We start from the raw sequence: 26225 nt of genomic DNA on the forward strand, positions 1-26225 counted from the left end.
CAAACCCTCCACCCCATCCAGCCCCAGGCCCCCGCCATGACCACATCACCTGATTGGCTGCAGATCCACCGTGGCCAGGCGCCGCTGATCGTCAGCTTTCCCCACACCGGCACCGAGCTCCCCGCTTCACGCGTCGGCCATTTCGTCTCGCCTTGGCTCGCCCGCCGTGATGCCGATTGGTGGGTCCATGAACTCTACGCGTTCGCCAAGAACATCGGCGCCACAACCGTGCGCACTGCGATCTCGCGCTCGTTGATCGACGTCAACCGCGACCCTTCCGGTGCGTCGCTCTACCCGGGGCAGAACACCACCGGCCTGTGCCCGCTGACCACGTTCGACAATCAACCCCTGTACCGCGCAGGGCATGAGCCAGACGAAGCAGAAATCGCCCATCGCCGCGAAACCTGGTTTGATCCTTACCACACCGCCCTCACCGGCGAGATCGAGCGCCTGCGCAGCATCCACGAAACCATCGTGGTCTACGACGCACATTCGATCCGCTCTGTGATCCCGCATCTTTTCGAAGGCGAGCTGCCCCAGTTCAACATCGGCAGCGCTGGTCCCAGTGGCGCACCCGACACCTCCTGCGACAATGCCCTCACCGACGAGGTTGAAAACCTGTGCGCGTTGAGCGGACTGGGCCACGTCCGCAACGGTCGTTTCAAGGGTGGCTGGATCACCCGCCACTACAGCAACACCGCCAACGGCGTGCACACGCTGCAGATGGAACTCGGCTGTCGGGGCTACATGCATGAACCCGCCCCCGAAGACGTCGACGAACACAGCTGGCCCACGCCTTACGACCCCGACCACGCCACCCCCGTCCGCACCACCCTGCAGCAAGTGCTCGGCGCTTGTCTGGAGTTTGCTACCCGGAGAAACGCATGACCCGTCACGACCCCACCCGCAACCCACGCGCCCCCCGCGGCAACACGCTCAACTGCAAATCCTGGCAGACCGAAGCACCGTTCCGCATGCTGCAGAACAATCTGGATGCTGAAGTAGCCGAAGACCCCACCTCGCTGGTGGTCTACGGTGGCATCGGCCGCGCGGCACGCGACTGGGAGAGTTACGACAAGATTCTTGAAACCCTCAAGCGGCTTGAGGACAACCAGACCCTGCTGGTCCAATCCGGCAAGCCGGTAGGCGTATTCCCGACGCACCCCGATGCGCCCCGCGTGCTGATCGCCAACTCCAACCTGGTGCCGCACTGGGCCAACTGGGAGCACTTCAACGAGCTCGATAAGAAGGGCTTGATGATGTACGGGCAGATGACCGCCGGCAGCTGGATCTACATCGGCAGCCAGGGCATCGTGCAGGGCACCTACGAAACGTTCGTCGAGATGGGGCGCCAGCATTACGGCGGCAGCCTGAAGGGCCGATGGATCCTCACTGCCGGCCTCGGCGGCATGGGCGGGGCACAGCCGCTGGCCGCATCACTCGCAGGCGCCAGCAGCCTGACCATCGAATGCCGCCAGAGCAGCATCGACTTCCGCCTGCGCACCCGCTACGTGGACGAACAGGCCAGCGACATCGACGACGCGCTCGCCCGCATCGCCACGTACACCGCCACCGGTGAAGCCAAGTCGATTGCCTTGTTGGGCAACGCCGCCGAGATCCTGCCGGAACTCGTGCGCCGCGGTGTGCGACCGGATTGCGTCACCGACCAGACCAGCGCGCATGATCCGGTGCACGGCTACCTGCCGATCGGCTGGAGCGTCGAGCAGTGGCTGGCCGAGCAACAGACCAACCCTGAAAAGGTACGCGATGCTGCAAAGGCCGCCATGCGTGTGCACGTCGAGGCCATGCTCGCCTTCCACGCCGCCCGTGTTCCGACCGTCGACTACGGCAACAACATCCGCCAGATGGCCTTCGATGAAGGCTTGAAAAACGCCTTCGATTTCCCCGGTTTCGTCCCCGCCTACGTGCGCCCCTTGTTCTGTCGCGGCGTCGGTCCCTTCCGCTGGGTGGCGCTGAGCGGCGACCCCGAGGACATCTACAAGACCGATGCCAAGGTCAAGGAAATCATCGCCGATGACCCGCACCTGCATCGCTGGCTGGACATGGCCCGCGAACGCATCAGCTTCCAGGGCCTGCCTGCGCGTATCTGCTGGGTCGGCCTTGGCTTGCGTCATAAGCTCGGCTTGGCCTTCAACGAAATGGTGCGCAATGGCGAGTTGAGTGCGCCGGTAGTGATCGGTCGCGATCACCTGGACAGCGGCAGCGTGGCCTCGCCCAACCGCGAGACCGAGGCCATGCAGGACGGATCAGACGCCGTCTCCGATTGGCCGCTGCTCAACGCCATGCTCAACGTTGCCGGTGGCGCCACCTGGGTCAGCCTGCACCACGGTGGCGGCGTGGGCATGGGCTACTCGCAGCACTCGGGCGTCGTCATCGTCTGTGATGGCAGCGAGGCCGCGGACCAGCGCATTGCCCGCGTGCTTTGGAACGACCCCGGTACCGGCGTGATGCGCCACGCCGATGCCGGCTATGACATCGCGCGGGACTGCGCTCGCGAACAGGGACTGGACCTGCCTGGCATCCTGGGCTGAGCAACCCCACCCGCCCCGGTAGCCACCGAGCTACCGGGGTTGCAGAAATGCGACAGGCGGAAATTCCTGCTTTCCGCGCGCAAAGCCCACGCCACGCCGATCCGAAATGACGGAATCTGCGACGTGGGCCTCAAGTTTGCGGGAATTTGCATGCCATTTGTCTGAACATTTCAATTGGCAACAAAATTGACATTCTTGCTGACTAGGTTACGTGGCGTTCGATTCCCACCCCTATTCGGCGCATCCCATGAAGCATCCTTTGTCGCATGCCATCGCCTTGGCGATGGCAGTTGGTCTTGTCGCGCCCGCCTTCGCGGAAAGCTCCTCTGCAGCAAACCCGGATCCCGGTGCCAGCGGCACCGATGTCAGTCCATCGGCCGACACCACTTCGGCCAGCGCCACCGCTGATGCAGGCTCCCGCGATGCGGCAACACTTGATTCTGTCGTGGTCACCGGCTCCCGTGTGGCCCGCCCGGACCTGGTCAACCCCATGCCGGTCAGCGTCATCGACATGCAGGAAGTGATGCGATTCGGCCAGACCAACCTGTACGACGTACTGTCGCAGAACCCGGCCATTGGCGTCGGCAACAGCCTGGCCAGCAGCGTGACCGGTTTGGATGCGGGTGCGTCCTTCATCAACCTGCGCAACCTTGGCACCAATCGCTCCTTGACCCTGATCGATGGCAAGCGCCGGGTCTCAAGTTCAGCGCGCTCCTCGGCCGTGGACATCGGCTCCATCCCCTTGGGCATGATCGAACGCGTCGACATCGTCACCGGTGGCGCTGCCGCCGTATATGGCGCCGATGCAGTAACCGGCGCGGTCAACATCATCACCAAGAAGGACATCGAGCAAACCACCGTATCGGTTACCGGCGGTCAGTCGGAACAGGGCGACGCGGGGCAGATGAGTGCCTCGATCGCCACCGGCTTCAAGTTCGCCGATGGCCGTGGACGCGTGTCGCTGGGCGGTACCTATTCGAAAGTCGACCCGTTGTACATGTACGACCGCTATGACTGGACCGAGCAACCCTTCAACCTCGCCAATCCCGCCAATACCGGCACCAATGACGGTATCCCGGACAACGTCACGCTGTACCACTACCGCCAGCACTATTACGCCTACGAACCCAACTTCTGGCTGGGCGACGAGAAGAAGCGTTACATGCTGCAGGCAGATGGCAGCGTTCGCGAAATGAAGCACGATACCTACTACGGTAATGGCATCGCGCAGTTCGCCACCGGCGATGGCGGCGACGGCCGCAACCTCACCGACCACTACCAGTTCCGCGGCGGCGACGAATCCCTGTCGGCCATGGGCCGGGTGGATTTTGACTTCACCGACACGCTGCGTGGCGCGGCGTACTTCAGCTACGCCAAGACCGATTATTCGGGCGACTACTACCCGTGGCGCGACGATACACGCACCACCTTCTTCAATGGTGCAGGCGGGGCCAAAGCCTATCTGGACAATCCTTACCTGCCCACCTCGATCCGCCAGGTGATGCTGGACAAAGGGCTGACATCACTCAGCATTGACCGTACCTACGGCAACTTCCCGGTGCGTACCGAAGATCATCACCGCAAGAGCTTCACCTTCGGCGCGGAGGTTGCCGGCGACATCAGCGATTACATCAGCTGGAATGCATTCGCCCAATACGGCAAGGTCAAGGACCACGCCGTCGACGGCAATGTGCCGTGGAAATCACATTGGCTGGCCGCCCGCGACGTCATCGAAGTCGATGGCCAGGCGGTTTGCCGCGACCCGGTCGCGCGTGCCAATGGTTGCCTGCCGCTCAACATTTTCAGCACCGATGCCCCGAGCCAGGCATTGCTTGACTACGTGATGAGCGACCGCGACGAGTACCGCACGACCACCCAGCAACTCGCGGGTGCAGAGATCAACGGCTCGGCATGGCAGCTGCCCGCCGGCGACATGCGCTTCGCGCTGGGCGTGGAGTACCGCAAGGACACGCTCAAGAACACCGATGACCCGATGGCGATCTCCGGCGAGCTGGTTTACGGCGGTGGCCCCGGCGCGCGCTCGGAGCTGGATGTGTCCACCGACGTGAAAGAGGTATTCGGCGAGCTGCTGGTACCCATCTTCGCCGACGCTCCAGCCGCCAAGCGCCTGGACCTGGAGCTCGCCTACCGTTATTCGGACTACAGCACCGTAGGCGGCACCAATGCGTGGAAGAGCGGGCTGATCTGGGAGCCCATCGAAGGCCTGGCATTGCGCGGTGTGCGTTCCCGTAGCGTGCGCACGCCGAACTTCGGCGAACTCTACGAGCCCACCTATACCAGCAAGACCGCAGGTTCGATCTCCGATCCCTGCATGGTGGGTGCGTATTACGCATCGCAGACCCGGGCCGATAACTGCAAGGCACTCGGCGTACCGGCACCCATCGTCGATCCCAAGATCGGCCCGTGGATCACCACCGGTGGCAATACCGCGCTGAAGCCGGAAACCTCGGACAGCGTGACCCTGGGCTTTGTCTGGCAGCCATCGTTCCTGAAGAACTTCGACCTGACCGTGGACTACTGGAACATCGAAATCGCCGATGTGATCACCCAGCTCAGCTACACCACGATCATGAACCTGTGCGTCGATCTGCCCAGCATCGACAATCCGTACTGCGCCGCCATCGGCCGCAACCAGACGCCCGATCAACCGACCGCAGAACATGGCGTGATCATGCCGGCCGGTGCCGCGCTATGGGTCAATGCGCAACAGCAGAACGTTTCGCGGCTGTATGCGAAGGGTATCGATGTGTCCGCGCGTTACGCAGTGGACCTCGGCCCTGGCCGCCTCGGCTTCCAGTTCGCTGGTACCTATCTGATCGAACACGTCACCGAAACCACCCCGGGCATTGCCGCCGGTGATGTGCGCAGCGATGGCTCGTATACCAACCCCCGCGTCCGTGCCAGCCTGACCACGACTTATGACATCGGCGATTTCGGCGTCGCCCTGAAAAGCCGTTACTGGGGCCATGGCCTGGGCAACGTCAACGTGACTTCCGACGAACAGTACGACGATAACACCGTGCCGTCGCGCACCTATCACGACTTGTCGGCCCGCTACAGCTTTGGCAATGGCCACACGATCAACGTGGGCGTCAACAACCTGTTCGATGTGAAGCCGCCATACATGGGCTTCGGCGAGCCGGGCATCTACGCCGCCAGCTCGGTCTATGACCTGGTGGGGCGCGCCTACAACCTGACCTGGACCTACGCGTTCTGACCAAGGACGCCGGCCTTGGCCGGCGTTGCTTCGGCAACACCTATCGCCACCAAACAGAGAATCCGCATGAACCTCAAAATTTCGCTACACAGGCGTGCCTGCGGCATGGCACTGCTGCTCGGCGGCGTGGCCGCAAACGGCTTGTGCGCCGTTCCCGGCAGGCAGGACGCCGCCGTTCTGATGATTTCCATCGACGGCCTGCACCCAAGCTACGTGCTGGACGCTGATCGCCGCGGCGTGCGCCTGCCGATACTTGGCAGGCTGGTGGAACAAGGTGCCTACGCCACCCAGGTGCTCAACGTGAACCCCACCGTCACCTACCCCAACCACACCTCGTTGGTGACCGGCGCCCTGCCCCAGCAGCATGGCATCTACACCAATACGGTGTTCGACCCTACCGGCCAGGAACAAGGTGCATGGAACTGGTATGGCGCGCAGATCACCGCCCCGACGTTGTGGGACCTGGCCAAGGCCCAGGGCATGACCACCGCTTCGGTGCTGTGGCCGGTATCGGTCGGTCAGGCATCGATCGATTACAACGTACCCGAGTACTGGCGCAACAAGCGCCCGTATGACCACTACCTGATGGAAGCGGTATCCAGCCCGCGTGGATTCCTGCAATCGGTGAACCAGGCCACCGGCGAGCACTACCACGCCAGCGGCGACGGTCTTGCGCTGGATGAAAAGAGCACCAACGTGGCGATTGCCATGATCGAACGCGGCAAGCCGCAACTGCTGACCGTGCACCTGGTCGCGCTTGACGGTGCCCAGCACGAACATGGCCCGCTCAACCAGGACTCGATCCCGGTCCTGGAGAAAGTGGACGCCATGGTCGGCCGCATCATCGATGCCACCCGCAAGGCCCACCCGCAGGCAACCATCGCCATCGTGTCGGACCATGGCTTCCTGCCGGTCACCACCCAGCTCAATCTCAATGCCGCGCTCAGCGCCGCGGGCCTGATCGAACTAAGCACGGACAGCGTGCCGAAGGTAACCAGCTGGAAGGCCTACGCATGGAACTCGGGTGGTAGTTCGTCCGTGGTCCTGAAGGACTCCAACGACACGGAAACCCGGGCCAAGGTGCAACAGATCCTTGCCACGCTGGCAGCTGACTCGGCCAATGGCATCGACAGCGTACTCAGCGGCGCTGAAGCACTGGCTGCGGGTGGCTTGCCGCAGGCCGCGTTCGTCGTCGATTGCCGCTCGGGTTTTGCCATGGGCCAAGGCTTGAAGGGCGATGTGCTGACATCCAACGGAAAAACCACCGGCACCCATGGCTATCTCAATCACCACCCGGAAATGAGCTCGGCGTTCTTCGTCATCGGCCCTGGCATCAGCGCCGGCAAGAACCTGGGCAAGATCGACATCCGCAGCATCGCCCCTACCCTGGCAAACGAATTGCATCTGCAGATCCCGGGTGCAACCCAGCCGATGCTGCCCATCCGCGACTGAATCAGCGCATCAGTCCCCAGGCAGCGTCACCACCATCGGAGTATCAGGGCCGGGCAGCACGCAATGCGTGCCGCCCGGCCTTTGCGATGACACCACATGACGGCCCGCAAGCCATCAGTGTCTGCTGCGCAGCAGGGCATAGCGACCGCTGCCGGTCACACACAGCAGCAGCAGCCCTGCTGCGATCGACATGTTCTTCAGGAACTGCAGCAGATTGGCAGCACGGTCGGCACCTTCCATGCCCCAGAACGCATGCCCCAGTACGCTGGACGCCAGCACGAACAGCACATAAAGCAGTGCCAATGGCCGCACCGCGACGCCCAGGACCAAGACCAAACCGACCCCCAGCTCCATCACAACCGCTACCGCGGCACCCAGTTGCGGCACCGGCACGTGCAGCGAAGCCAGATAGCCGACAACACCCTGAAAGTCCTGCAGTTTGCCCCAGCCCGATGCCAGGAACAGCACCATCATCACTACCCGCGCCAACAGAATCAGTCCATCGCGATTGCGTTCAACCCATCTGTCCATCATGGCCGTCGCCTCTCCTGTTTGTTCACAGCGCACTCTGTCTGACGCTATTGGCCAGACCCTCCAGGTTGCCAACGGGCGTCGCCTGTCGGAGTCGTCGTGACGCTATCCGGGTTCCGCATCGGCGCGCCACGCGCATGATGACGCCGCCTGTCCCACGATGCCTGCATTCAGCCAACCGCCGCCGGCCGTACCTTGTGAACACGCGACAGTATCCAGCAGGCGCACTGCCGAAGTCCCCGTGCCACAATCGGCACGCAAGCACCTGTGCCCAACATCCAACCCGACGGCGGCCCCCATGACCTTCGGCCAGCTACTCGTCCAATGCGGCATTGCATGGAAGAAGACCAATGTCAGAACCCGCTACCCAGCGTGTAGCGCGATGGAAACTGCCAGCATGCTCAGCACTGATCGCCTGCGTGTCCTGCACCTCGCAGGTATCCGCGCCCAGCGGTGGCAACGTCGAAACAGCCGTACCCTCATTGCCCATCTGCACCCGACAGCAGCTGCTTGGCCTTGCACCCTCAGCGCCGGAAATTCTGCAGCACAGGAAGTTTTCCCTTCCCACGATCAATCTCCCGTTCGGCATGCGACAGGACAGCTGGGGCTTCACGTTGTCCTTGCTGGTGGACACCGATGGGCGCCCAGCCTGTTATCGCGCCGCCGATGAGTTCCGCCGCAACGTGACCTTGACAGGCCAGCGTGCCGCTTTGGTCGCTGCGGCAGCACAGTGGAGATACCGGCCTTTCACACGCGGCGGCGAACCCGCGCTTGCCGTGGTTGAAGAAGCCATCCGCGAAGTCGAACTACCGCAGCGTCACCGCGAAATGCCCCTCGTACCCTTGCGGCACGCGCACATGCAGCTGCGACGTAGCGGCTGCTATGGAACCTGCCCTTCCTATTCCCTGGATATCACGGGCAACGGTGAGGTGACTTACACAGGCGTTGAATTCGTGGACGTTGAAGGCACCTATCGCTTCCACATCGAACCTGCGGTTGCCGCGGCGCTGGTCGCAAGCGCCAGGAACAGCGACCTTTGGTCGATGCGTTCCGAATACACGGCGCCAATCACGGATAATCCGACTTACACCATCACCTTGACGATGGGCGGGCAAAGGCACCGGATCATCGACTATGTGGGCACGTATGTCGGCATGCCGCCTGCGGTAACTGAATTCGAGAACCAGCTCGACGCCGCAGCCAACGTCTCTGGCTGGATCAATCTTGCAATGCCCACGATCGACGTATTGGTTGCGAACGATTTTCCATTCACGTCGAAGGAAGGCGCGATGCTGCTGGATCGCGCTATCAGGAACCGCGAGGTTACTGAAGAAGCGCCAATCTTGCGCCTGATGGAGTTGGGCGCGCCCTACCCGTTCAACGCTCCGCTTGAACAACGACGTTGGGAGAATCCATCGCAACTTGAAGCCGCTTTGCACAATGCGAAAGTTCAAACCGCTGAAAGGCTGATCCAGCGTGGCGCGCTGCTCAGCGATGGCGAACTCAGCCAGAAAAAGCTCGACGATGCGTTCATTGCGGCCATGAAAGGCGGATCATTGGCAGCTGTCCAGATGGTCTGGGATGCTGGCGGCGTGCTGCGTCCTTCACTGGAGTATTCCGTTCCCGTGGGCAGCGACGTGACCCCGTCTTTCCGCCAGCCCGTCAGCTTCCTGCTTGAAGGCCGCTACAACCGCGCACGTGGGGAATCCCGCCAGATAGCTGCCTGGTTGTCCGCACACGGCGTTGACCTCAAGGCCCGCGATGCCGATGGAGAAACCCTGCTGCATCTGGCAGCAGGTTCCAACGACATCGCGTTCGTACGCGACCTGCTCGACCTGGGACTATCACCCTCAGCGACCGGAGCATCCGGCTACCCGCCGGTTGGAAATGCGGAAGACGAGGCGATTGCCATGCTGCTTCTTGAAGCAGGCACCGCCTTGCCAGCAACCAACAAATACAACTTCGACCTGCGGGAACGCGCCATCGACATGCATTGGGCCCGCGTGGTTCGCTGGCTGGACCAGAACCAGACCACGCCGCAGCGGAAATAGCAGCATCACGCTACCGGGTGCAACATCCCCTGCAACTGCTGCACAACACGATCAAACGCTGCGATATCCCGCGTTGCCCTGCTCATCGCCACGGCTCCCTCCACACTGGCGATCAGCATCGTCGCCAGCGCCTGCGCGTCATCTGCACCCCGGCCCTCAGCGATGAACGCCTGCGACAACCGCCGTTCCCACCCCGCAAATGCGCGGCCTGCCGCCTGGCGCGCATCGTCTGCGCCGCCGTCTATCGGCTCCTCGATCGCCGCCGCCAGCACCGGACAACCGACATGGAACTGGGACTGCAACAGCCGCTCGCGCCATATCGCCAGGAATGCGAGCACGCCCTGAACCGCGCCTTCCTTCAGCACTTCTTCGAGGATCTGCTCGATGCGTTGACCGGCCAGCGCAGTGGCCTGCCCCAACACTTGCTGCTTGCCGCCGGGGAAGTGGTGATAGGTGGAACCGAAGGGCGCGTCGGCGCGCTTGGTGACCTCGCGGATGCTGGTCGCGTTCAGTCCATAGGTCGCCAGCATCTCGGCAGCGGTATTGATCACACGCTGCGGTGTATCGGACGGGCGCGTGCCCATGGGCAGGTCCTTGCTATGACGGTTGTCATAGCTTAGCGTAGCTGCGTTATGACAGTCGTTATAAAAGGCTTGGCCATCCGATGAATCTCTGGTTCCGTCTACTGCACCTGTTGCTCTGCTCGTTCTTTCGCCCGCGCCTGAAGGTCCCCGGCGACGTCTCGCGACTGCAGTTCCGGGTGCTACCCAACGACCTGGACCTGAACATGCATATGACCAACGGGCGCTATTGGACGATCTTCGATCTCGGCCGTTTGGACTTGATCCTGCGTACCGGGCTGGCGCGCGTGGCCATGCGCAACAAATGGGCGCCGATTGCCGGTGCCGGCACCATCCAGTTCCGGCGCGAACTCAAGCCATTCCAGCGCTTCACCCTGGAGACCCGCCTGATCGGCTGGGTGGGTGGCCGCATCCTGATGGAACAGCGCGTACTGGTCGGTCCCGAGCAGACCACCGCTACCCGCGCCTTGCTGATCACCGGCATGTACGACCGCCGCAAGCGCCGCTTTCTCAGTGGCGAGCAGATGCTGGAAGCCGTCGGCGTCAGCAACGCCCAGTCCCCGCGCTTGGGCGCCGCTGCGCAGGCCCTGCTGGCGGCCGATGCGGCACTCAAGATAGAAGACGACGCCGACTGATCCGCGCCACCTTGGCAGGCTGCTCAGCCGCGACGGGCCTGTTCGATGGCGGCGATATCGATCTTGGTCATCTCCATCATCTTCTCGAACGCACGCTTGGCGGCTGCGGGGTCAGGATCGGTGATGGCCGCGCTCAGTGCGCGCGGGGTGATCTGCCAGCACAGCCCCCATTTGTCGCGGCACCAGCCGCAGGCGCTTTCCTGGCCACCATTGTCGACGATGGCGTTCCACAGCCGATCGGTTTCGTCCTGATCGTCGGTAGCCACCTGGAACGAGAACGCCTCGCTGTGCTTGAAGGCAGGCCCGCCGTTGAGTCCCATGCAGGGAATGCCCATCACGGTGAACTCAACCGTCAGTACATCGCCCTGTTTGCCCGCGGGATAATCGCCGGGCGCGCGGTGAACCGCATGCACGTGGCTATCGGGAAAGGTGGCCGCGTAGAAATTGGCCGCATCCAGCGCCGTGCCGTCGTACCACAGGCAAATCGTGTTCTTGCTGAGCATTGGGCGTCTCCTGACTGGGAGGAATAATCCGCAGCAACAAGGCGATAACCCCGACAGGGAAAGACATCGCCCACTGATCAACCAGCAACCACGCAATCATTGCACAGCCAAGCCGTCCCGCGCAGCCAAGCTCACGGCACGATGAGAATCGGCACAGGTGTGTCGATCACGTCCCAAAGCGCGTCCATCTGCGCGTCGGTCAAGGCGATGCAGCCGTCGGTCCAGTCAAACGTCTGCAGCTGCGCCGCAGGCAATGGCGATCTGTTGGGCTGGCCATGGATCATGATGTCGCCACCCGGCGACACGCCGCGACGGCGGGCGGCCTGGCGGTCTGCCGCGTTGGGGTAGGACACGCGGATGGAGCGGTGGTAGCGACTGTTCGGGTTCTTCCAGTCGAGCAGGTAACGTCCTTCCGGGGTTCGCTTGTCGCCTTCCTGCTGCTTGTGCCCCAACGGTACGCGGCCCAACGCGATGCGGTAGCGCAGCAACTGCTCGCGACCGGCGAATACGAACATCTCCCGGTCCGACTTGTCGATATAGACAAAGCTGGCTTTCTTGCCCGTTGCAAACGCAGGTACCGGCGTACTACATGCAAGACACGTCAGACCAAGGCAAATCCCCCGCATCCACTCCCGTCCCCACATCTGCCTGCCTCATCGATTGTTTTCGTGGGCCAGCATAAGCGTTCACGATGAAAGCACCGTGCAACCCAGCCCGCTCTCCGTCGTCTGGGCCCGCACATGAAAGCGCATACGCAAACGCCGCCCGGGTGGGCGGCGCTCGCGACATTCCTCATCCAGCGGATGCGGGCAACAACGCTTATTGCACCTCTGCTGCCAGCTCCGAAACCAGCGGTCGCTGCGGCGCCGGCCGGCTCGGGAAAGCATGCCGCAGGATGCGCCACATCACCTGCCCGAACTGCCGGGGCATCGAACCGGTGTTGTAATGCTGGCCGTAACGGCGGCAGATCTCCTTCACTTCCACCGCCATTGCTGCATAGCGATTGGCGGGAATGTCCGGATAGAAATGATGTTCGATCTGATGGCTGAGGTTGCCCGTCATCACATCCATCCACTTGCCACCGGTGAGATTGGACGAGCCGCGCAACTGCCGCATATACCAGTGGCCACGGGTTTCATTGCGTACACAGTCCTTGGGGAAGGTCTCCGCATCGGCAGTGAAATGGCCGCAGAAGATCACCACATAGGTCCAAACGTTGCGGATCACATTGGCAGCCAGGTTGCCCAGCAGCACCGGCAGGAAGAATGGACCGGCCAACAGCGGGAAGAACACGTAGTCCTTGCCGATCTGCTGCAGCGCCTTGCGACGGACCGGCTTGGCCTGCCGCCACAACTGGCGCAGGGTGACCTTGCCGGCCAGCACGCGGCCCACGCGCAGATCCTGTATTGCTATGCCCCATTCAAACAGCAGCGCAAACACCACCGCCACCAACGGCTGGGCCAGGAAGAACGGGTGCCAACGCTGCTCAGGGAAGATGCGCAACAAGCCGTAGCCGATGTCATCGTCCAGGCCACGCACATTGGTATAGGTGTGATGGCGGAAATTGTGGGTCTTGCGCCAGTTCTCCGACGTACCGGCGATATCCCATTCGTAGGTCTTGCCCTGCAGGTGCGGGTCGCCCATCCAATCGTACTGACCGTGGATGACGTTGTGTGCCAGCTCCATGTTCTCCAGGATCTTGGAAAAACCCAGCAGCAGCACGCCGGCAATCCAGGCCGGTACCAGCAGGCTGTGCACGAAGGCCCCAAGGAACAACAACGCACGCCCGGCGACACCGGTCCAACGCACCGCAGCGACGATACGGCGGATGTAGCGCGCATCGCTTTCACCCAACAAGGCCTGGTGTTTGCCACGCACTGCATCCAGCTCATCGCCAAAAGCCTGCAGTTCCTGCGGCGAAAGCACGCGGTTATGCACGGAAGACATTGATCAAAGCTCCAGGGTCAAATCGGTACTGGCGCTGTTGACGCACAGTTTGAGCGGGATGGACGGTTCGCTGGCGTGGTCGCCGGTAAGCGTGTGCCGGGTGATGCCCGATACCTTGGTGCAGACGCAGGTATTGCACAGGCCCATGCGACAGCCGCTGGCAGGCTGGATGCCTGCGGCTTCCAGCGCAGTCAACAGCGATGTGCCGCGTGCAATGCTCAGGCTACGGCCACTGCGCAACAGCTCTACCTGCACGCTGCCCTGCTCCAGCTCAGGCAGCACCGGCACGCTGAAAGCCTCGCCCTCGAAGCTGGCCACGTGAGCGCCCAGCCGGGCCTTGGCGGCATCGACAAACCCCGCCGGGCCACACGCCAGCACACGCGCGCCGGCAAGCCGGTCGAAACCGGAAAAATCAAAGCTGTCCACGCGCGGGGCCGGCGTAGCCGCATCCCGGGTCAGCGCCGTGTGCAGCTTGAAGCCAGGCTGGCGTGCCGCCATGGCCTGCAGTTCGTCAACGAAGCACAACTCTTCCTGCCGCCTCGCCCAGTACACCAGGTCAACGGGCGCCTGCAGCGGCTGCTTGTCCAACTGCCGCAGCAAGGAGCGCATTGGGGTGATGCCGCTACCGCCCGCCAACAGCACCAAGCGCTGCGGACTGAGGGCCACGGTCATGTCACCGAAGCCGGGACCGACGCTGAACACGTCACCGATGGCCGCAGTACGCGCCAGGTGCTGGCTGACCTTGCCGCCCGGGATCGCCTTCACGGTGATCGCCAGATGGCCGTTGTCGAGCACCGTGGGGCTGTAGCTGCGGGTGGTCACGCGACCATCCAGCTCGACGCCGAGATTCACATGCTGGCCTGGCAGCAGCCCGCCAACGTGACGGTTCGGCTGCAACTGCAGGGTCACCGCGTCAGCGCTGGCCGAGGTGCGGCCAACCAACCGCACCAATGGCCGGCGCAACGTCCACAGCGAATTTACCCGGGTGGACCAGAAATCAAAGAACCCTTCCTTGAACCAGGGGATCGCCGGCGGCGCGGCATTTCGATAGACAGCACTCATGGGTGCAACTATACGGGCGCACATACAGGCGTGTATACACTTGTATATTCGCTACACAGGCTATGATTCACGGACCTGACCGGCCCGAGCCCATGACCGCACCCGAACAGCCCCTGTCCGCACACGACGACCTGCACCCGGCGCGCAAGGCCAGCATCTCGCGTGACGACCTGCTGGCCGCGGCGCTGGCCTTGGTAGGACCACACCGCAGCGTGTCTACCCTGAGCCTGCGCGAGGTCGCCCGCGAAGCCGGTATCGCCCCCAACTCGTTCTATCGCCAGTTCCGTGACATGGATGAACTGACGGTGGCCCTGATCGATCTGGCCGGGCGTTCGCTGCGCACCATCATTGGCCAGGCACGGTTACGCGCCGCTGACAGCAACCGCGGCGTGATTCGCCTGTCGGTCGAAACGTTCATGGAACAGCTGCGCGCCGACGACCGATTGATGCACGTACTGCTGCGTGAAGGCACCGCCGGCTCGGACGCGTTCAAGCAGGCGGTCGACCGGGAACTGGGCTACTTCGAAGAAGAACTGAAGGGTGACCTGGTGCGGCTGGCCGCACTGGATGGAGCACGCCTGCACGAGCCCGCACTGGCCGCCAAGGCCATCACCCGGCTGGTGTTTGCGATGGGCGGCACCGCGATGGACCTGCCGGCCGAGAAGGACCCGGAGCTGATCGAGCAGATGGCACAGATGATCCGCATGATCATCACCGGCTCGCGCGCCCTGGCGCGTCAGGCGCCCACCGCCTGAGGCCTGCATGTAGCGGCAACACCGCCGCTACCGCACAACCGGCACGCCATTCCGGTCCGCAGGTGAACTAGCGCTGCAGGCACTGCCGGTAACGGCCATCGACACGATTGGCGAACCATTCGGTGGTCAGCTCGCGGGTGATCTTGGGGCTGTCCAGACGAATCCCCGGGATCACCGCCCTGGGCAAGCTTTTCCCCGCCCGTGCTTCAGCAAGGGCGAAGACCCGCTCATGCAAATCGCTGCTGCTGAATTCAAGCTGGTCTGCCTGTTGCAAGGCACGGCGCAGTGCAGCGTCGTCCATACCCAGTTGCGGCCCCAACTGGCGCACTGCACGCTCGGTCTGGCCGGGCTTGTCCATCGGCGCACCCGGCGCAAGCACGTCACCATCCAGAGCCAGTGCAACCGTGCTGGCGACAGACACCGCGTTCTGGAAGGCAGCATTGCGACTGGCATACCAACCGGCGTTGTAGTCGGCAAAACGATGCACCTTCTGCGTATACGGGGTTTGGTAACCCAGCAGATGCAGGATGCCGAAGTACAGGCCACCGCGCCGCGTGAAAACTTCGTCGCGGATGCTGTCACTCAATGGATAGGGATAACCCTGGGCATGTGCCTGCGCGAAAGGAATGCCCACCTGCATCGCGCCACCGGTCTGCACCGGGTTCTTGCCGGCAAACAGCCGTTGTCCCAGCGGCACCCGGCCGATGATCTCTTCGTACAACTGGCTCAGATCACGCTCGGTGCGCACCCGCGCAAGGTGCTCGGCATAGCTGCGGCCGTCGCTGGCATCGATCTTCAAGCCAGCATCCACCAACAGCTTGGGCACGTGCATGCTCGCCGCGCGGCGATCGATTTCCCGGCGCGCCACGCGCGGCAGGTCCGGCACTTCCGGATTGGCCCGGTAGCCGGACTCCTGCTCGATCACCGCCAGCACGGCGCAGATGTTCTCCGGGTTGGGGTTCAAGCGCTGCGCGGCGAACGCCGTCTGGATATCGGCAGCCCAACCGCTGCGGTCCGCCGTGGAAGCAGGAATACGCCGCTCGATATCGGCCCGCACCGTATCCGGCGGCGGCCCCGGCGGCGGCGCCGGCACGCTGCTGCACGCCGCCAGCAATGACAGCAGACCACCTGCCAGCAACATACGGCTGCTGCGGTTGAACAGCTTGCAACATGACATGCAACAACTCCCGGACGCCACGTCCCGGCGCTGACCCTACCCCAACCCCGCCTGTTTGCGAAAGCACCGGCCGCTTCACTCCCGCGCATGGCACACTCGGCGGGTACGTCACCCAGGAGCAGCAACGGAATGCGTTCATCACATCCTGCCCGCCATCGTTTGCTTGGCTGCATTGCGCTGTGCCTGCTGCTGGGCGCATGCGCCGAAAAGACCGAACAACAACAACTGGCCGATCTGCGCGATGGCTTCACCTACAAGCGCTATCGGCAAGTCTCGGAGAAGGGCTTGCCGGCGGCCTATGCGGCCTACGCTGCCGGCAGTCAATGGGCCGACGCCGGCCCGGTGCCCCCCTTCACCCCGGACACCGAGTGCCTGGCCCATGCCTTGCTCGGCTACAGCGCACTGACTGCCAACCGCGGCACCCTGGCCATTGCCGAAGCCGACATCGTGGATGCCCTGCCGGCCTGCAAGGCGCTGGTGCAGCCAAGCGCAGCTCTTCGCTCGGTTGCGTTCCAGCGCTTGGAGTGGCCGCAGCTGGCACGCGAACAAAGCGAGCTGGCAACCTTCGGCAATGCCCCGCGCAACGCCGCCAATGACGAACAGGCGGTGACGCAGGCCCTGGTAATCCATGCGGTACTGGGCTACGCCGCGCTATCCGACAAGGACGCGGCTCGCGCCCAGGTGCATATCGAAGCCATTGCCTTGATCCTGCAGCAGCCTTGGCTGGTCGAGCTGGGCAACGCCGGGTTGGCGATCCAGCAAGGCGACCTGCGCCAGGGATTGGTGGCACTGAAGGGCCTGTCAAACAACCCGCAGGTGCCCGCCGATGTGCGCGGCTACCTGCAACAGATGATCACCGAAATCGAGGCAGAAACCGGCAACGTTGACTCCTCGCTGTGGACCGCGCGCGTATTCGCGATGATCATCTGGCGTGAGGCACGTGTGCATGGTCCACAGGGCCTGCGCAGCCTGATCGGCTTTGTCGACCAGCAGACAGGCAGCCTGGGTGAGGCCACTGAACAAGGCAAAGGAATGCTCAAAAGCTGGTGGGACCGCACCCGTGAAAAATTCAGGAACGACGGCCGGCCCAGCGACGACTGACTCAACCCGCCTGGGGCGCCTGCTCGGGTTCGGCAACGCCATCGTTGGCGGCCTGCAGGTGCTGTCCCAGCGCGGCCTGGATGCGTGCTGATATTTCTGCAGCGGAGAACGGCTTGAACAGGACCTGGTACTTGTCGTTCACCAGGCCTTCCTTGATCACCACGTCAGCGCTATACCCGGTCGCAAAAATAATCGGTGTACCACTGCCCGCCTCGACGACGTTGATCAGATCCTGCACGGTCAGCCGTCCCGGCATGCGGATATCGGAAATGATCAGATCCGGCTTCATGCCACTCTGCAGCAAGGTCACTGCATGGTCAGAGCTGAACGAGGGAATGGTGTCGTAGCCGAGCTGATTGAGGATGGTGTTCATCGCCTCGCGCACGGAATCATCGTCTTCGACCAGCAATATCCGCCCCGCTCCCGGCACGATGCCCGGGCTGGGCTCCAGCACGTGGTCCACGGGCACCCGGGAGACGGGCAGGTACAGCGCGACCCGGGTGCCTACGCCCGGCGTGGAATCGATGGTGACCTGTCCGTTGGAGTTCTCGACGAAAGTCTTGACCATGGTCAGCCCCAATCCGCTGCCCTTGTCGCTGGCCTTGGTGCTGAAGAATGGATCGAACACACGCTCCTGCAGGTCCAGTGCGATACCCGTGCCCGAATCCTCCACCTCGAACATCACGTAGTCGGCGGGATGGCCGTCCTGGTCAACCCTTGAGCGTGGCGCCACACGCAACAGCATCGTGCCGCGTCCGTCCATGGCATCGCGGGCGTTGATGGCCAGGTTGATCAGCGCGTTCTCCAGATAGGATTTATCCGCGAACAAGGGCAGCAGGCCCGGCTCGATCTGCACTTTGAAACTGACCTCTGCGCCCACCGCCTTGGCCAGCAGCTCCTGGATATCGTCCACCAGCGCCTGCGGTTCCAATGCCATCGCGTTCTGCGGCAGCCGCCCACTGAAGCCCGCCAACTGCGTCGACAGACGCCCAGCCTTCTTCAGGCAGCCATCAAGGATGCGCAGGTGCGGAAGCAGGCCATCGCATTGCGGCTGCGCCTGCATCAACTCGATATTGATGCCCATTACGTGCAGCAGGTTGTTGAGATCGTGGGCGACACCACCGGCCAGATGCGAGACCAGCTCCATCTTGTGCTGCTGGGCCAATACACGCTGGGATTCCAGTACCCGATCCTCATGCGCTTCGCTGCGCTGGCGCAGTTGTTCCATGCGCGCAGCAGCGGCCAACTCCGCCTCGTACACTGCCTGGATATTGACGCTGGTACCCACCCAGTACAACGGCGTGCCATCGCCATCGAGCACCGGCGCCATCGAAAACTGGAACCAGTGATAGATGCCGGTGTGGTCGCGAAGGCGGTAGCGATGTGGCTGTTCCATGCGCCCCTCACGCATCGCCTTGGACAGGGCAACCCCCGCACCGGTCAGGTCTTCCGGATGTACCTTGGCGATATAGCGCGTGTTGTCCGCGTCCTGGAACTCAGGCTTGCCGTAGGTGAAGATATTCGAGGTGCGGTTTGTCCAGAACAACTCGCCCTTCACCGTACACAGCCAGACGTTGTGCGGGAACGAATCCAGAATGCGCCGGTAGCCTTCGTTGACCGCCGCTGCCGCCGACGTCGCCATGCCTTCTGCCAACGATTCAAACGAGTGGCCAGACAGTGGCGACACCAGGCATTGCACGATCGAATGCGACGTCCCCTCCGCCATCAGCAAGGGAGAGAACTCGAAACGCGCGTTGCTCGCGCCATCTTCGTGCACCACCATTGCACCGCTTGTGGCCGCACCTGCCAATGCCGTCGCCAACGCCGGTTCTTCACTGAACACGTTCCTGCCGGCAATCACCTGCAGATCCTTGAAGAAGCGCAGGAAGGCATCGTTGGAAAACAGGATGTTCCTGCTGACGCTGTCGACCACCGCGACGGCGGTAGCCGAGTCGCGGAAAGCCACTGCGTATCTTGAAAGAACTTCATCAACCATCGAACGTATTCCGCCCTGGATCCAGCCGTCTGCAAACGCACGCCAGTTGCGGCGCGAGGTGTGTGCCCAGTTGCAGCAATAGCACGCAGCAGCGGCACGGCAATGTGAACAGCAGGCGTTCCCTGGGCATGCCTGTGACAGGCGCCCCACAAACCGCTGCTGCGCCGATTGTGCGCGCCCCCACCTCGCGAGGCATGTGCCTGCAGGCACAGTTGGACTTGTATCGATCAAAGTCACCTCAGCCACCGAGGCTGCACGCACGCACCGGCTTTGCGGTAGGCTGGCCGCCCTTGTCCATTCGGTTCAGTACGCTTGAGGACGGTCCACGCCACCCGCTACATCACCCCGCTGCGTGAAGGCGGCTCACTACCCGCCGTCATCGAAGCGGATGACGACGGCATGTACGTCATCAAGTTCCGTGGCGCCGGCCAGGGGCCGAAGGCACTGATTGCCGAACTGGTGGTGGGCCGGCTTGCCCAGGTTCTGGGACTGCCGATGCCCGACATCGTGCTGGTCGAACTGGATCGCGAATTCGCCCGTACCGAGCCAGACCCGGAAATCCAGGATCTGATACGCGCCAGTGAGGGCACCAACCTGGGCAGCGACTATCTGCCCGGCGCCATCAACTACGACCCCGCCGCGATGCAACCGGATGCCGAGCTGGCTTCGCGCATCGTGTGGTTCGATGCATTCACCAGCAATGTGGACCGCACCGCCCGCAACCCCAACCTGATGGTCTGGCACCGGCAGTTGTACCTGATCGATCATGGTGCCGCGCTGTACTTCCACCACGACTGGGAGAACGCGGGCGAGGCCTGCGGCAAGCCGTTCGTGCTGATCCGCGACCATGTGTTACTGCCCTTTGCCAGCGCTATCGCCGAAGCCGACGCGGCGCTCGCACCGCTGCTCACCGATGCCGTCATCGATGCCATCGTTGCGCAGATCCCGGACAGCTGGCTGCAAGGCGAACCCGCCTTTGCCGACAGCCACGCCTATCGCCAGGCCTACGCGGATTACCTCAAGCGTCGTCTGCAACTGCGCGCCGCGTTCGTACAGGAGGCCATCCGTGCCCACGCTGCACACGTATGACTACGCGGTCATCCGCGTCGTACCGCGGGTGGAACGTGAGGAGTTCATCAACGTCGGGGTGATCGTGTCCTGTCCCGGTGCACGTCACCTGGAAGCCGCGATCGAAATCGACCCCGCGCGACTGCAAGCCTTCGCACCGCAGTTGGACCAGCAGGCACTGCAACCGTGGCTGGATGCGATCGTGGCGATCTGCCGGGGCGATGCCGATGCAGGGCCCATCGCGCAGTTGCCAGCGCGTGCCCGCTTCCACTTCCTCACCGCCAAGCGCAGTTCGGTGGTGCAGACCTCGGTCACCCACGTCGGGCGTACCGCGCACCCCGAGCGGATTGTCGAACACCTGCTTGAGCGGATGGTGCGGACGCCGCGCTGAGCCTTCCCACAAAGACAACGGCCCGCTGCGAGGCGGGCCATTGGCGTCAGCTGTCGGCCATTTCCCTGGCCCGCTCACGCAGGGCGAACTTCTGCACCTTGCCGGTTGCCGTACGCGGCAACGGGCCGAACACGAAACTGCGCGGCACCTTGAAGCCAGCCAGGTTCTGCCGGCAATGCAGCAGCGCATCGTCGGCAGCAAGCAGCACTTCGTCCTTGAGCTCGATGAAGGCACAAGGCGTTTCACCCCACTTGGCATCCGGCCTTGCAACCACGGCGGCGGCCAGCACTGCCGGGTGGCGGCACAGCACATCCTCGACTTCCAACGAGGAAATGTTTTCCCCGCCGGAAATGATCACATCTTTCGAACGGTCGCGGATCTTCACATTGCCATCGGGATAGACCACCGCCAGGTCGCCGGTGTGGAACCAGCCACCAGAAAATGCTTCTTCGGTCGCGGCCGGGTTCTTCAGGTAACCCTTCATGGTGATGTTGCCGCGGAACATGATCTCGCCCACGGTGTCGCCGTCCCAAGGCACCGGCTGCAGCGTTTGTGGGTGCAGCACCTGCATGTCCTCCTGCAACAGACAGGCTACGCCTTGACGGCTGTTGAGCTCGGCACGCTCTTCGATGGGCAGGCCTGCCCAGGCTGGACGCGGCTGGCAGATCGACGCCGGTCCATAGACTTCGGTAAGTCCGTAGACATGGGTGATTTCCACCCCCATGCGCTCCATGGCCTCGAGCACGGCAGCCGGCGGCGCCGCACCAGCAACCTGGCCCTTGATCCCAGCCAGCCCCTGCTTGCTCTCTTCAGGCGCCGCAGCCAAAGCCGCGTGGATCACCGGCGCGCCGCAGTAATGGGTGACACCGTGGCTGCGCATCATGTCCAACACCCGCCTGCGATCAAACCGGCGCAGACATACCTGGGTACCGGCGACAGCGGCCATCGTCCACGGGAAGCACCAGCCGTTGCAATGGAACATCGGCAGTGTCCACAGATAGACCGGGTGTTGTGGCATGCCCCAGTCGATGATGTTGGCAACGGCGTTCAGGTAAGCCCCGCGATGGTGGTAAACCACGCCCTTGGGATCGCCGGTGGTGCCCGAGGTGTAGTTGAGCGCGATGGCGCTCCATTCATCGTCGGGAAGCTGGAAGGTAAACGCCGGATCGCCCGTTTCCAACAACGCCTCGTATTCGATTTCGCCGAGGAAGGCGCCATCCTCGATCTCGACGTCATCCACGTCCACTACCCGCGGCGGCTGTTTGCACAGCGCAAGTGCCCGCCGCATCACCGGGGCGAACTCGCAATCGGTGAAAACCACCTTGGCTTCCCCGTGGTCGAGCATGAACGCCAGCGTTTCCGCGTCCAGCCGCGTGTTGAGCGTATTCAGAACGGCGCCGAGCATGGCCGGGCCGTAGTGCAGCTCTATCATCGCCGGGGTATTGGGCAGCAACGCAGCGACCGTGTCCCCTGCGCGGATGCCCATCGCCTGCAGCGCCGATGCCAGCCGCCGGCAGCGCCGGTAGACCTGCACCCATGTCAGCTGGCGTTCGCCGTGGATGACCGCGCACCGCTCCGGATGCACCTCTGCCGCCTTGCGCAGGAAGCTCAGCGGCGACAGCGCGGTGTAGTTGGCCTGGTTGCGCCCAAGGTCCTGGTACATCTGATGCCTCTCCCTCTCCAAGGATATTGCGGGTACAGAGTCGGGCAGTCAGTGGTGTGTTGTCGCTGCGACATTAGTCGCAGGTCATTGGCTGGTTTTCGTTCATGAACGCGTCGGCGATGAAGGAACGCGCCCTCGCCTGAGTCCGCTGCGCAGGCGGGAGGGATTTCCGCCGCTGGCACCCGCACAAGCCCCGGTCCTGTTCGCGTCCGGAGAGCGGCTACCAGCGAAGGATTCTGGCAATGCCCTACTACAGCGTCGGGCCGTGCAGCGAAGCTGGCGTGATCGCACGCTTCCGGCAAAAAAAACGCCGGCTTACGCCGGCGCTTTTCTTGCGACACGCCTGATGATCAGGCTTCAGGCGTCGTCGCTGGTGCTTCGTCACCGCCGGTTGCAACGTCCTCGTCGGACATCTCGTCCTCTGCTTCCAGCGACGCATCCAGGCGTTCAACCGCCTGCAGCTTCTCGCCCTTGGACAGACGGATCAGGGTAACGCCCTGGGTGTTGCGGCCGACGCGGGAGATTTCCGAACCGCGCGTACGCACCAAGGTGCCGCCGTCAGAGATCAACAGCACTTCGTCGCCAGTACCCAGCAGCACCGCACTGACCAACTTGCCGTTGCGATCACTGGTCTGGATGCCGATCACGCCCTGGGTGCCACGTCCTTTGCGCGGATAATCCGCCAGCGGGGTGCGCTTGCCGTAGCCGTTCTCGGTTGCGGTGAGGATGTACTGCACACCGGTATCGTCGGCAGCATCGACGATCTCGCCGTCCACTGCCACTTCCTCGACGGCGCCCTCGTCCTCGCTCTCGTCCTCGATGCCACCTGCACTCTCGGCAACGATCAGGCTGACGACTTCCTCGCCCTTGGCCATCTTGATACCGCGTACGCCGGTGGCGGTACGACCCATCGAACGGACCTTGTCCTCACCAAAGCGCACGGTCTTGCCATTGGAGGCGAACAACAGGATGTCGCGATCGCCATCGGTCAGGCCAACGCCAACCAATGCATCCCCTTCATCCAGGTTGATGGCGATCTTGCCGCGGGCCAGGCGGAACGCGAACTCGCTCAGCGGGGTCTTCTTGACCGTGCCGTTGCGGGTGGCGAAGAACACGAAATGGTTCTCGTCGTACTCGCGCACCGGCAACACCGCCTGCACACGCTCACCGTTCTCCAGTGCGATCCAATTGATGATCGGGCGACCACGGGCATTGGAACCGGCTTCCGGCAACTGGTGCACCGGCAGCCAGAACACCTTGCCCGAGCTGGTGAAGGTCAACAACGTGTCATGCGTGTTGACCAGCCACAACTGTTCAATCGAATCCTCGTCCTTGGTCGCCGCGGCGCTGCGGCCACGACCACCGCGACGCTGGGCGCGGTAGGCGCTGACCGGCTGGCGCTTGACGTAACCGGCGCGCGACAGCGTGACCACCACGTCTTCCGGCGCGATCAGGTCCAGGATGTCCAGATCTTCTTCGCTGTGACGGATTTCGGTACGACGATCGTCGCCGAACTCGGCACGCACGCTTTCCAGTTCTTCGCGGATGACCTGCAGCAGCACATCCGGGTTTTCCAGGATGCGGATCAAGCCAGCGATGACTTCCAGCAGCTGCTTGTATTCCTCGGTCAGCTTGTCCTGTTCCAACCCGGTCAGGCGGTGCAGGCGCATTTCCAGGATCTGCGTGGCCTGAACCTCGCTGAGCTGGTAGTTGCCGTTGACCAGACCAATCCCCTTGGGCAGGTCTTCCGGACGCGACGCTTCGGCGCCGGCAGCACCCAGCAACGCACCTACCAGGCCTGGCTCCCAGACCTTGGCAAGCATGCGTTCCTTGGCTTCACCCGGGTTGGCCGAGGTCTTGATCAACTCGATCATTTCATCGATGTTGGCCAATGCAACCGTCAGGCCTTCCAACACGTGCGCACGCGCACGCGCCTTGCGCAGTTCAAAGATGGTGCGGCGGGTGACAACCTCACGGCGGTGGCGGATGAACGCCTCCAGCATCTCCTTGAGGTTCATCAACTTCGGGCGGCCATCGACCAGCGCCACCATATTGATGCCGAACACCGACTCCATCTGGGTCTGTTGGTACAGGTTGTTGAGCACAACCTCGGCCGACTCGCCACGCTTGATTTCGATGTAGATGCGCATGCCGTCCTTGTCGGACTCATCGCGCAGCTCGCTGATGCCTTCGAGCTTCTTTTCCTTGACCAGCTCGGCGATCTTTTCGATCAACCGCGCCTTGTTCACCTGGTACGGGATCTCGGTGACGATGATCGACTCGCGGCCGTTGTCGGCCACTTCGATATCAGCCTTCGAGCGGATGCGCACGCGGCCACGGCCGGTGCGGTAACCGGCAATGATGCCGGCCGTACCGTTGATGATGCCGGCGGTGGGGAAATCCGGGCCCGGGATGTATTCCATCAGCCCATCAACGTCCAGCGACGGCTCGTCGATCAGCGCGATGCAGGCGTTGATGCACTCGGTAAGGTTGTGCGGCGGGATGTTCGTCGCCATGCCCACCGCGATACCGGCCGAACCGTTGACCAGCAGGTTCGGAAACCGGGTCGGCATAACCGTCGGCTCCAGTTCCTTCTCGTCGTAGTTGGGCTGGAAGTCGACGGTTTCCTTGTCGATGTCCGCCATCAGCTCATGCGTCAGGCGCGACATGCGCGCCTCGGTGTAACGCATGGCCGCTGCCGAGTCGCCGTCGACGGAACCGAAGTTACCTTGGCCGTCGACCATCATGTAACGCAGCGAGAACGGCTGTGCCATGCGCACCAACGTGTCGTAAACCGACGCGTCGCCGTGCGGGTGGTACTTACCGATGACGTCACCGACGATACGCGCCGACTTGTAGTACGGCTTGTTGCTGTGCGCGCCCAGTTCATTCATCGCGAACAGGACACGGCGATGGACCGGCTTGAGGCCATCGCGTGCATCGGGGAGTGCGCGCCCGACGATCACGCTCATCGCGTAATCGAGGTAGCTCTTGCGCATCTCGTCTTCCAGTCTTACCTGGATGATTTCCTTGGCGGTTTCTGCCATTCGGGTTCCGTTGTCAGGTAGCGACCCTGTCCGGCGACGTGTCCTTGACGGAGCGCCTGCCGGGATCTGGGATCAACCTGTGGAGCTTATCACAAAGGGCGGTTTTTCGCCGCCACTTAAGGGGCTTTTACCGGAAGAAATCAGGAACTTAGGGGTGGCCCGCAGGTATTACCGCGGCGGGTTCGGCCAAGCCTGTGCACGCAAGCCTGCAGGAGTGGTCTGAGCTTTGGATAAGACGCCCCGATAACCGGCGCGATTCGGCAAGGTCCCTGCCGAGCATGGCTCGGCACTACAGGTTGCGGACTTCGCCGGACAGCGCCGTAGCCCGGGTAAGCGCAGCGCACCCGGGGCTCCTCGCACGGAGCCTTTGGTCGCTGAGCCGCCGGGTTGGGCGCTATCGGGAAAGCTTCTGCCGAGCAGGGCTCGGCACTACAGGTTGCGGACTTCGCCGGACAGCGCCGTAGCCCGGGTAAGC

At 63.1% G+C, this 26225-nt stretch carries 20 protein-coding genes; 10 read left to right on the forward strand and 10 right to left on the reverse strand.

Translation table 11 applies throughout. The annotated features are described in order from the left end of the window. The first annotated feature begins 36 nt into the window (after positions 1-36). The 4 genes from hutG to RT460_RS00715 all read left to right on the forward strand — a co-directional run bounded on the left by hutG (position 37) and on the right by RT460_RS00715 (position 7242). On the forward strand, positions 37-888 hold the full coding sequence (hutG, locus tag RT460_RS00700; protein WP_313316551.1) for an N-formylglutamate deformylase: 852 nt from the start codon (positions 37-39) through the stop codon (positions 886-888). After that, complete coding sequence (hutU, locus tag RT460_RS00705) at positions 885-2552, forward strand: urocanate hydratase (protein WP_313316552.1); 1668 nt, start codon at positions 885-887, stop codon at positions 2550-2552. Before hutG ends, hutU begins: the two co-directional genes overlap by 4 nt. Before the next feature lie 247 nt (positions 2553-2799). Beyond that, entirely contained in the window at positions 2800-5790 is a 2991-nt protein-coding gene (locus tag RT460_RS00710; RefSeq protein ID WP_313316553.1) for a TonB-dependent receptor, read from the forward strand. Between the two features lie 66 nt (positions 5791-5856). After that, positions 5857-7242 (forward strand): ectonucleotide pyrophosphatase/phosphodiesterase, encoded by a 1386-nt coding sequence (locus RT460_RS00715; protein WP_313316554.1) that lies wholly within the window; start codon positions 5857-5859, stop codon positions 7240-7242. 114 nt (positions 7243-7356) lie between these two features. Here RT460_RS00715 and RT460_RS00720 read toward each other — a convergent pair whose 3' ends face one another. Continuing rightward, entirely contained in the window at positions 7357-7773 is a 417-nt protein-coding gene (locus tag RT460_RS00720; RefSeq protein ID WP_313316555.1) for a DoxX family protein, read from the reverse strand. Between the two features lie 350 nt (positions 7774-8123). Between RT460_RS00720 and RT460_RS00725 the strand changes: the two genes are divergently transcribed. Then, positions 8124-9824, forward strand: coding sequence for a DUF6438 domain-containing protein (locus RT460_RS00725; RefSeq protein WP_313316556.1), 1701 nt, complete (start codon positions 8124-8126; stop codon positions 9822-9824). Between the two features lie 5 nt (positions 9825-9829). On the opposite strand, the gene RT460_RS00730 is transcribed toward RT460_RS00725, so the two are convergent. Beyond that, a complete protein-coding gene (locus RT460_RS00730; protein WP_313316557.1) occupies positions 9830-10408 on the reverse strand; it encodes a TetR/AcrR family transcriptional regulator in 579 nt (192 codons plus the stop codon). An 80-nt stretch (positions 10409-10488) separates the two neighbouring features. Between RT460_RS00730 and RT460_RS00735 the strand changes: the two genes are divergently transcribed. Beyond that, a complete protein-coding gene (locus RT460_RS00735) occupies positions 10489-11040 on the forward strand; it encodes a thioesterase family protein (protein ID WP_313316558.1) in 552 nt (183 codons plus the stop codon). Between the two features lie 23 nt (positions 11041-11063). On the opposite strand, the gene RT460_RS00740 is transcribed toward RT460_RS00735, so the two are convergent. From RT460_RS00740 to RT460_RS00755, 4 genes are all read right to left on the reverse strand, one after another. Continuing rightward, positions 11064-11543: a VOC family protein gene (locus tag RT460_RS00740; protein ID WP_313316559.1), complete on the reverse strand. Its 480-nt coding sequence runs from the start codon at positions 11541-11543 to the stop codon at positions 11064-11066. A gap of 131 nt (positions 11544-11674) precedes the next feature. After that, positions 11675-12169, reverse strand: a complete 495-nt coding sequence (locus RT460_RS00745; protein ID WP_313316560.1) for a L,D-transpeptidase family protein — start codon at positions 12167-12169, stop codon at positions 11675-11677. 193 nt (positions 12170-12362) lie between these two features. Further along, positions 12363-13490, reverse strand: a complete 1128-nt coding sequence (locus RT460_RS00750) for an acyl-CoA desaturase (protein ID WP_313316561.1) — start codon at positions 13488-13490, stop codon at positions 12363-12365. Positions 13491-13493: 3 nt separating this feature from the next. Beyond that, a complete protein-coding gene (locus RT460_RS00755) occupies positions 13494-14552 on the reverse strand; it encodes a ferredoxin reductase (protein ID WP_313316562.1) in 1059 nt (352 codons plus the stop codon). A gap of 92 nt (positions 14553-14644) precedes the next feature. Between RT460_RS00755 and fabR the strand changes: the two genes are divergently transcribed. Further along, complete coding sequence (gene fabR, locus RT460_RS00760; protein ID WP_313316563.1) at positions 14645-15307, forward strand: HTH-type transcriptional repressor FabR; 663 nt, start codon at positions 14645-14647, stop codon at positions 15305-15307. Between the two features lie 67 nt (positions 15308-15374). Here fabR and RT460_RS00765 read toward each other — a convergent pair whose 3' ends face one another. After that, on the reverse strand, positions 15375-16484 hold the full coding sequence (locus RT460_RS00765) for a DUF1615 domain-containing protein (RefSeq protein ID WP_313316564.1): 1110 nt from the start codon (positions 16482-16484) through the stop codon (positions 15375-15377). A 129-nt stretch (positions 16485-16613) separates the two neighbouring features. Between RT460_RS00765 and RT460_RS00770 the strand changes: the two genes are divergently transcribed. After that, positions 16614-17585: a hypothetical protein gene (locus RT460_RS00770; RefSeq protein ID WP_313316565.1), complete on the forward strand. Its 972-nt coding sequence runs from the start codon at positions 16614-16616 to the stop codon at positions 17583-17585. A 1-nt stretch (position 17586) separates the two neighbouring features. On the opposite strand, the gene RT460_RS00775 is transcribed toward RT460_RS00770, so the two are convergent. Further along, positions 17587-19551: an ATP-binding protein gene (locus RT460_RS00775; RefSeq protein ID WP_313316566.1), complete on the reverse strand. Its 1965-nt coding sequence runs from the start codon at positions 19549-19551 to the stop codon at positions 17587-17589. Between the two features lie 342 nt (positions 19552-19893). Here RT460_RS00775 and RT460_RS00780 point away from each other — a divergent pair, with 342 nt between their 5' ends. Together RT460_RS00780 and RT460_RS00785 are read left to right on the forward strand one after the other, a co-directional pair. Further along, a complete protein-coding gene (locus RT460_RS00780) occupies positions 19894-20670 on the forward strand; it encodes a HipA family kinase (protein ID WP_313316567.1) in 777 nt (258 codons plus the stop codon). Next, positions 20648-21040, forward strand: a complete 393-nt coding sequence (locus RT460_RS00785; protein ID WP_313316568.1) for a DUF3037 domain-containing protein — start codon at positions 20648-20650, stop codon at positions 21038-21040. Before RT460_RS00780 ends, RT460_RS00785 begins: the two co-directional genes overlap by 23 nt. 46 nt (positions 21041-21086) lie before the next feature. Here the strand turns inward: RT460_RS00785 and RT460_RS00790 are convergent, their stop codons facing one another. Further along, positions 21087-22703, reverse strand: coding sequence for an acyl-CoA synthetase (locus RT460_RS00790; RefSeq protein ID WP_313316569.1), 1617 nt, complete (start codon positions 22701-22703; stop codon positions 21087-21089). A 350-nt stretch (positions 22704-23053) separates the two neighbouring features. Next, complete coding sequence (gene gyrA / locus RT460_RS00795) at positions 23054-25750, reverse strand: DNA gyrase subunit A (RefSeq protein ID WP_313316570.1); 2697 nt, start codon at positions 25748-25750, stop codon at positions 23054-23056. Between the last annotated feature and the right edge of the window lie 475 nt (positions 25751-26225).

The sequence above is a fragment of the Stenotrophomonas sp. genome, assembly GCF_032061965.1.
Taxonomy (GTDB): Bacteria; Pseudomonadota; Gammaproteobacteria; order Xanthomonadales; family Xanthomonadaceae; genus Stenotrophomonas.

Coding starts and splice junctions, on each gene's coding strand:
- hutG (WP_313316551.1), top strand. CDS start 37: ATGACCACATCACCTGATTGGCTGCAGATCCACCGTGGCCAGGCGCCG.
- hutU (WP_313316552.1), top strand. CDS start 885: ATGACCCGTCACGACCCCACCCGCAACCCACGCGCCCCCCGCGGCAAC.
- RT460_RS00710 (WP_313316553.1), top strand. CDS start 2,800: ATGAAGCATCCTTTGTCGCATGCCATCGCCTTGGCGATGGCAGTTGGT.
- RT460_RS00715 (WP_313316554.1), top strand. CDS start 5,857: ATGAACCTCAAAATTTCGCTACACAGGCGTGCCTGCGGCATGGCACTG.
- RT460_RS00720 (WP_313316555.1), bottom strand. CDS start 7,773: ATGGACAGATGGGTTGAACGCAATCGCGATGGACTGATTCTGTTGGCG.
- RT460_RS00725 (WP_313316556.1), top strand. CDS start 8,124: ATGTCAGAACCCGCTACCCAGCGTGTAGCGCGATGGAAACTGCCAGCA.
- RT460_RS00730 (WP_313316557.1), bottom strand. CDS start 10,408: ATGGGCACGCGCCCGTCCGATACACCGCAGCGTGTGATCAATACCGCT.
- RT460_RS00735 (WP_313316558.1), top strand. CDS start 10,489: ATGAATCTCTGGTTCCGTCTACTGCACCTGTTGCTCTGCTCGTTCTTT.
- RT460_RS00740 (WP_313316559.1), bottom strand. CDS start 11,543: ATGCTCAGCAAGAACACGATTTGCCTGTGGTACGACGGCACGGCGCTG.
- RT460_RS00745 (WP_313316560.1), bottom strand. CDS start 12,169: ATGCGGGGGATTTGCCTTGGTCTGACGTGTCTTGCATGTAGTACGCCG.
- RT460_RS00750 (WP_313316561.1), bottom strand. CDS start 13,490: ATGTCTTCCGTGCATAACCGCGTGCTTTCGCCGCAGGAACTGCAGGCT.
- RT460_RS00755 (WP_313316562.1), bottom strand. CDS start 14,552: ATGAGTGCTGTCTATCGAAATGCCGCGCCGCCGGCGATCCCCTGGTTC.
- fabR (WP_313316563.1), top strand. CDS start 14,645: ATGACCGCACCCGAACAGCCCCTGTCCGCACACGACGACCTGCACCCG.
- RT460_RS00765 (WP_313316564.1), bottom strand. CDS start 16,484: ATGTCATGTTGCAAGCTGTTCAACCGCAGCAGCCGTATGTTGCTGGCA.
- RT460_RS00770 (WP_313316565.1), top strand. CDS start 16,614: ATGCGTTCATCACATCCTGCCCGCCATCGTTTGCTTGGCTGCATTGCG.
- RT460_RS00790 (WP_313316569.1), bottom strand. CDS start 22,703: ATGTACCAGGACCTTGGGCGCAACCAGGCCAACTACACCGCGCTGTCG.
- gyrA (WP_313316570.1), bottom strand. CDS start 25,750: ATGGCAGAAACCGCCAAGGAAATCATCCAGGTAAGACTGGAAGACGAG.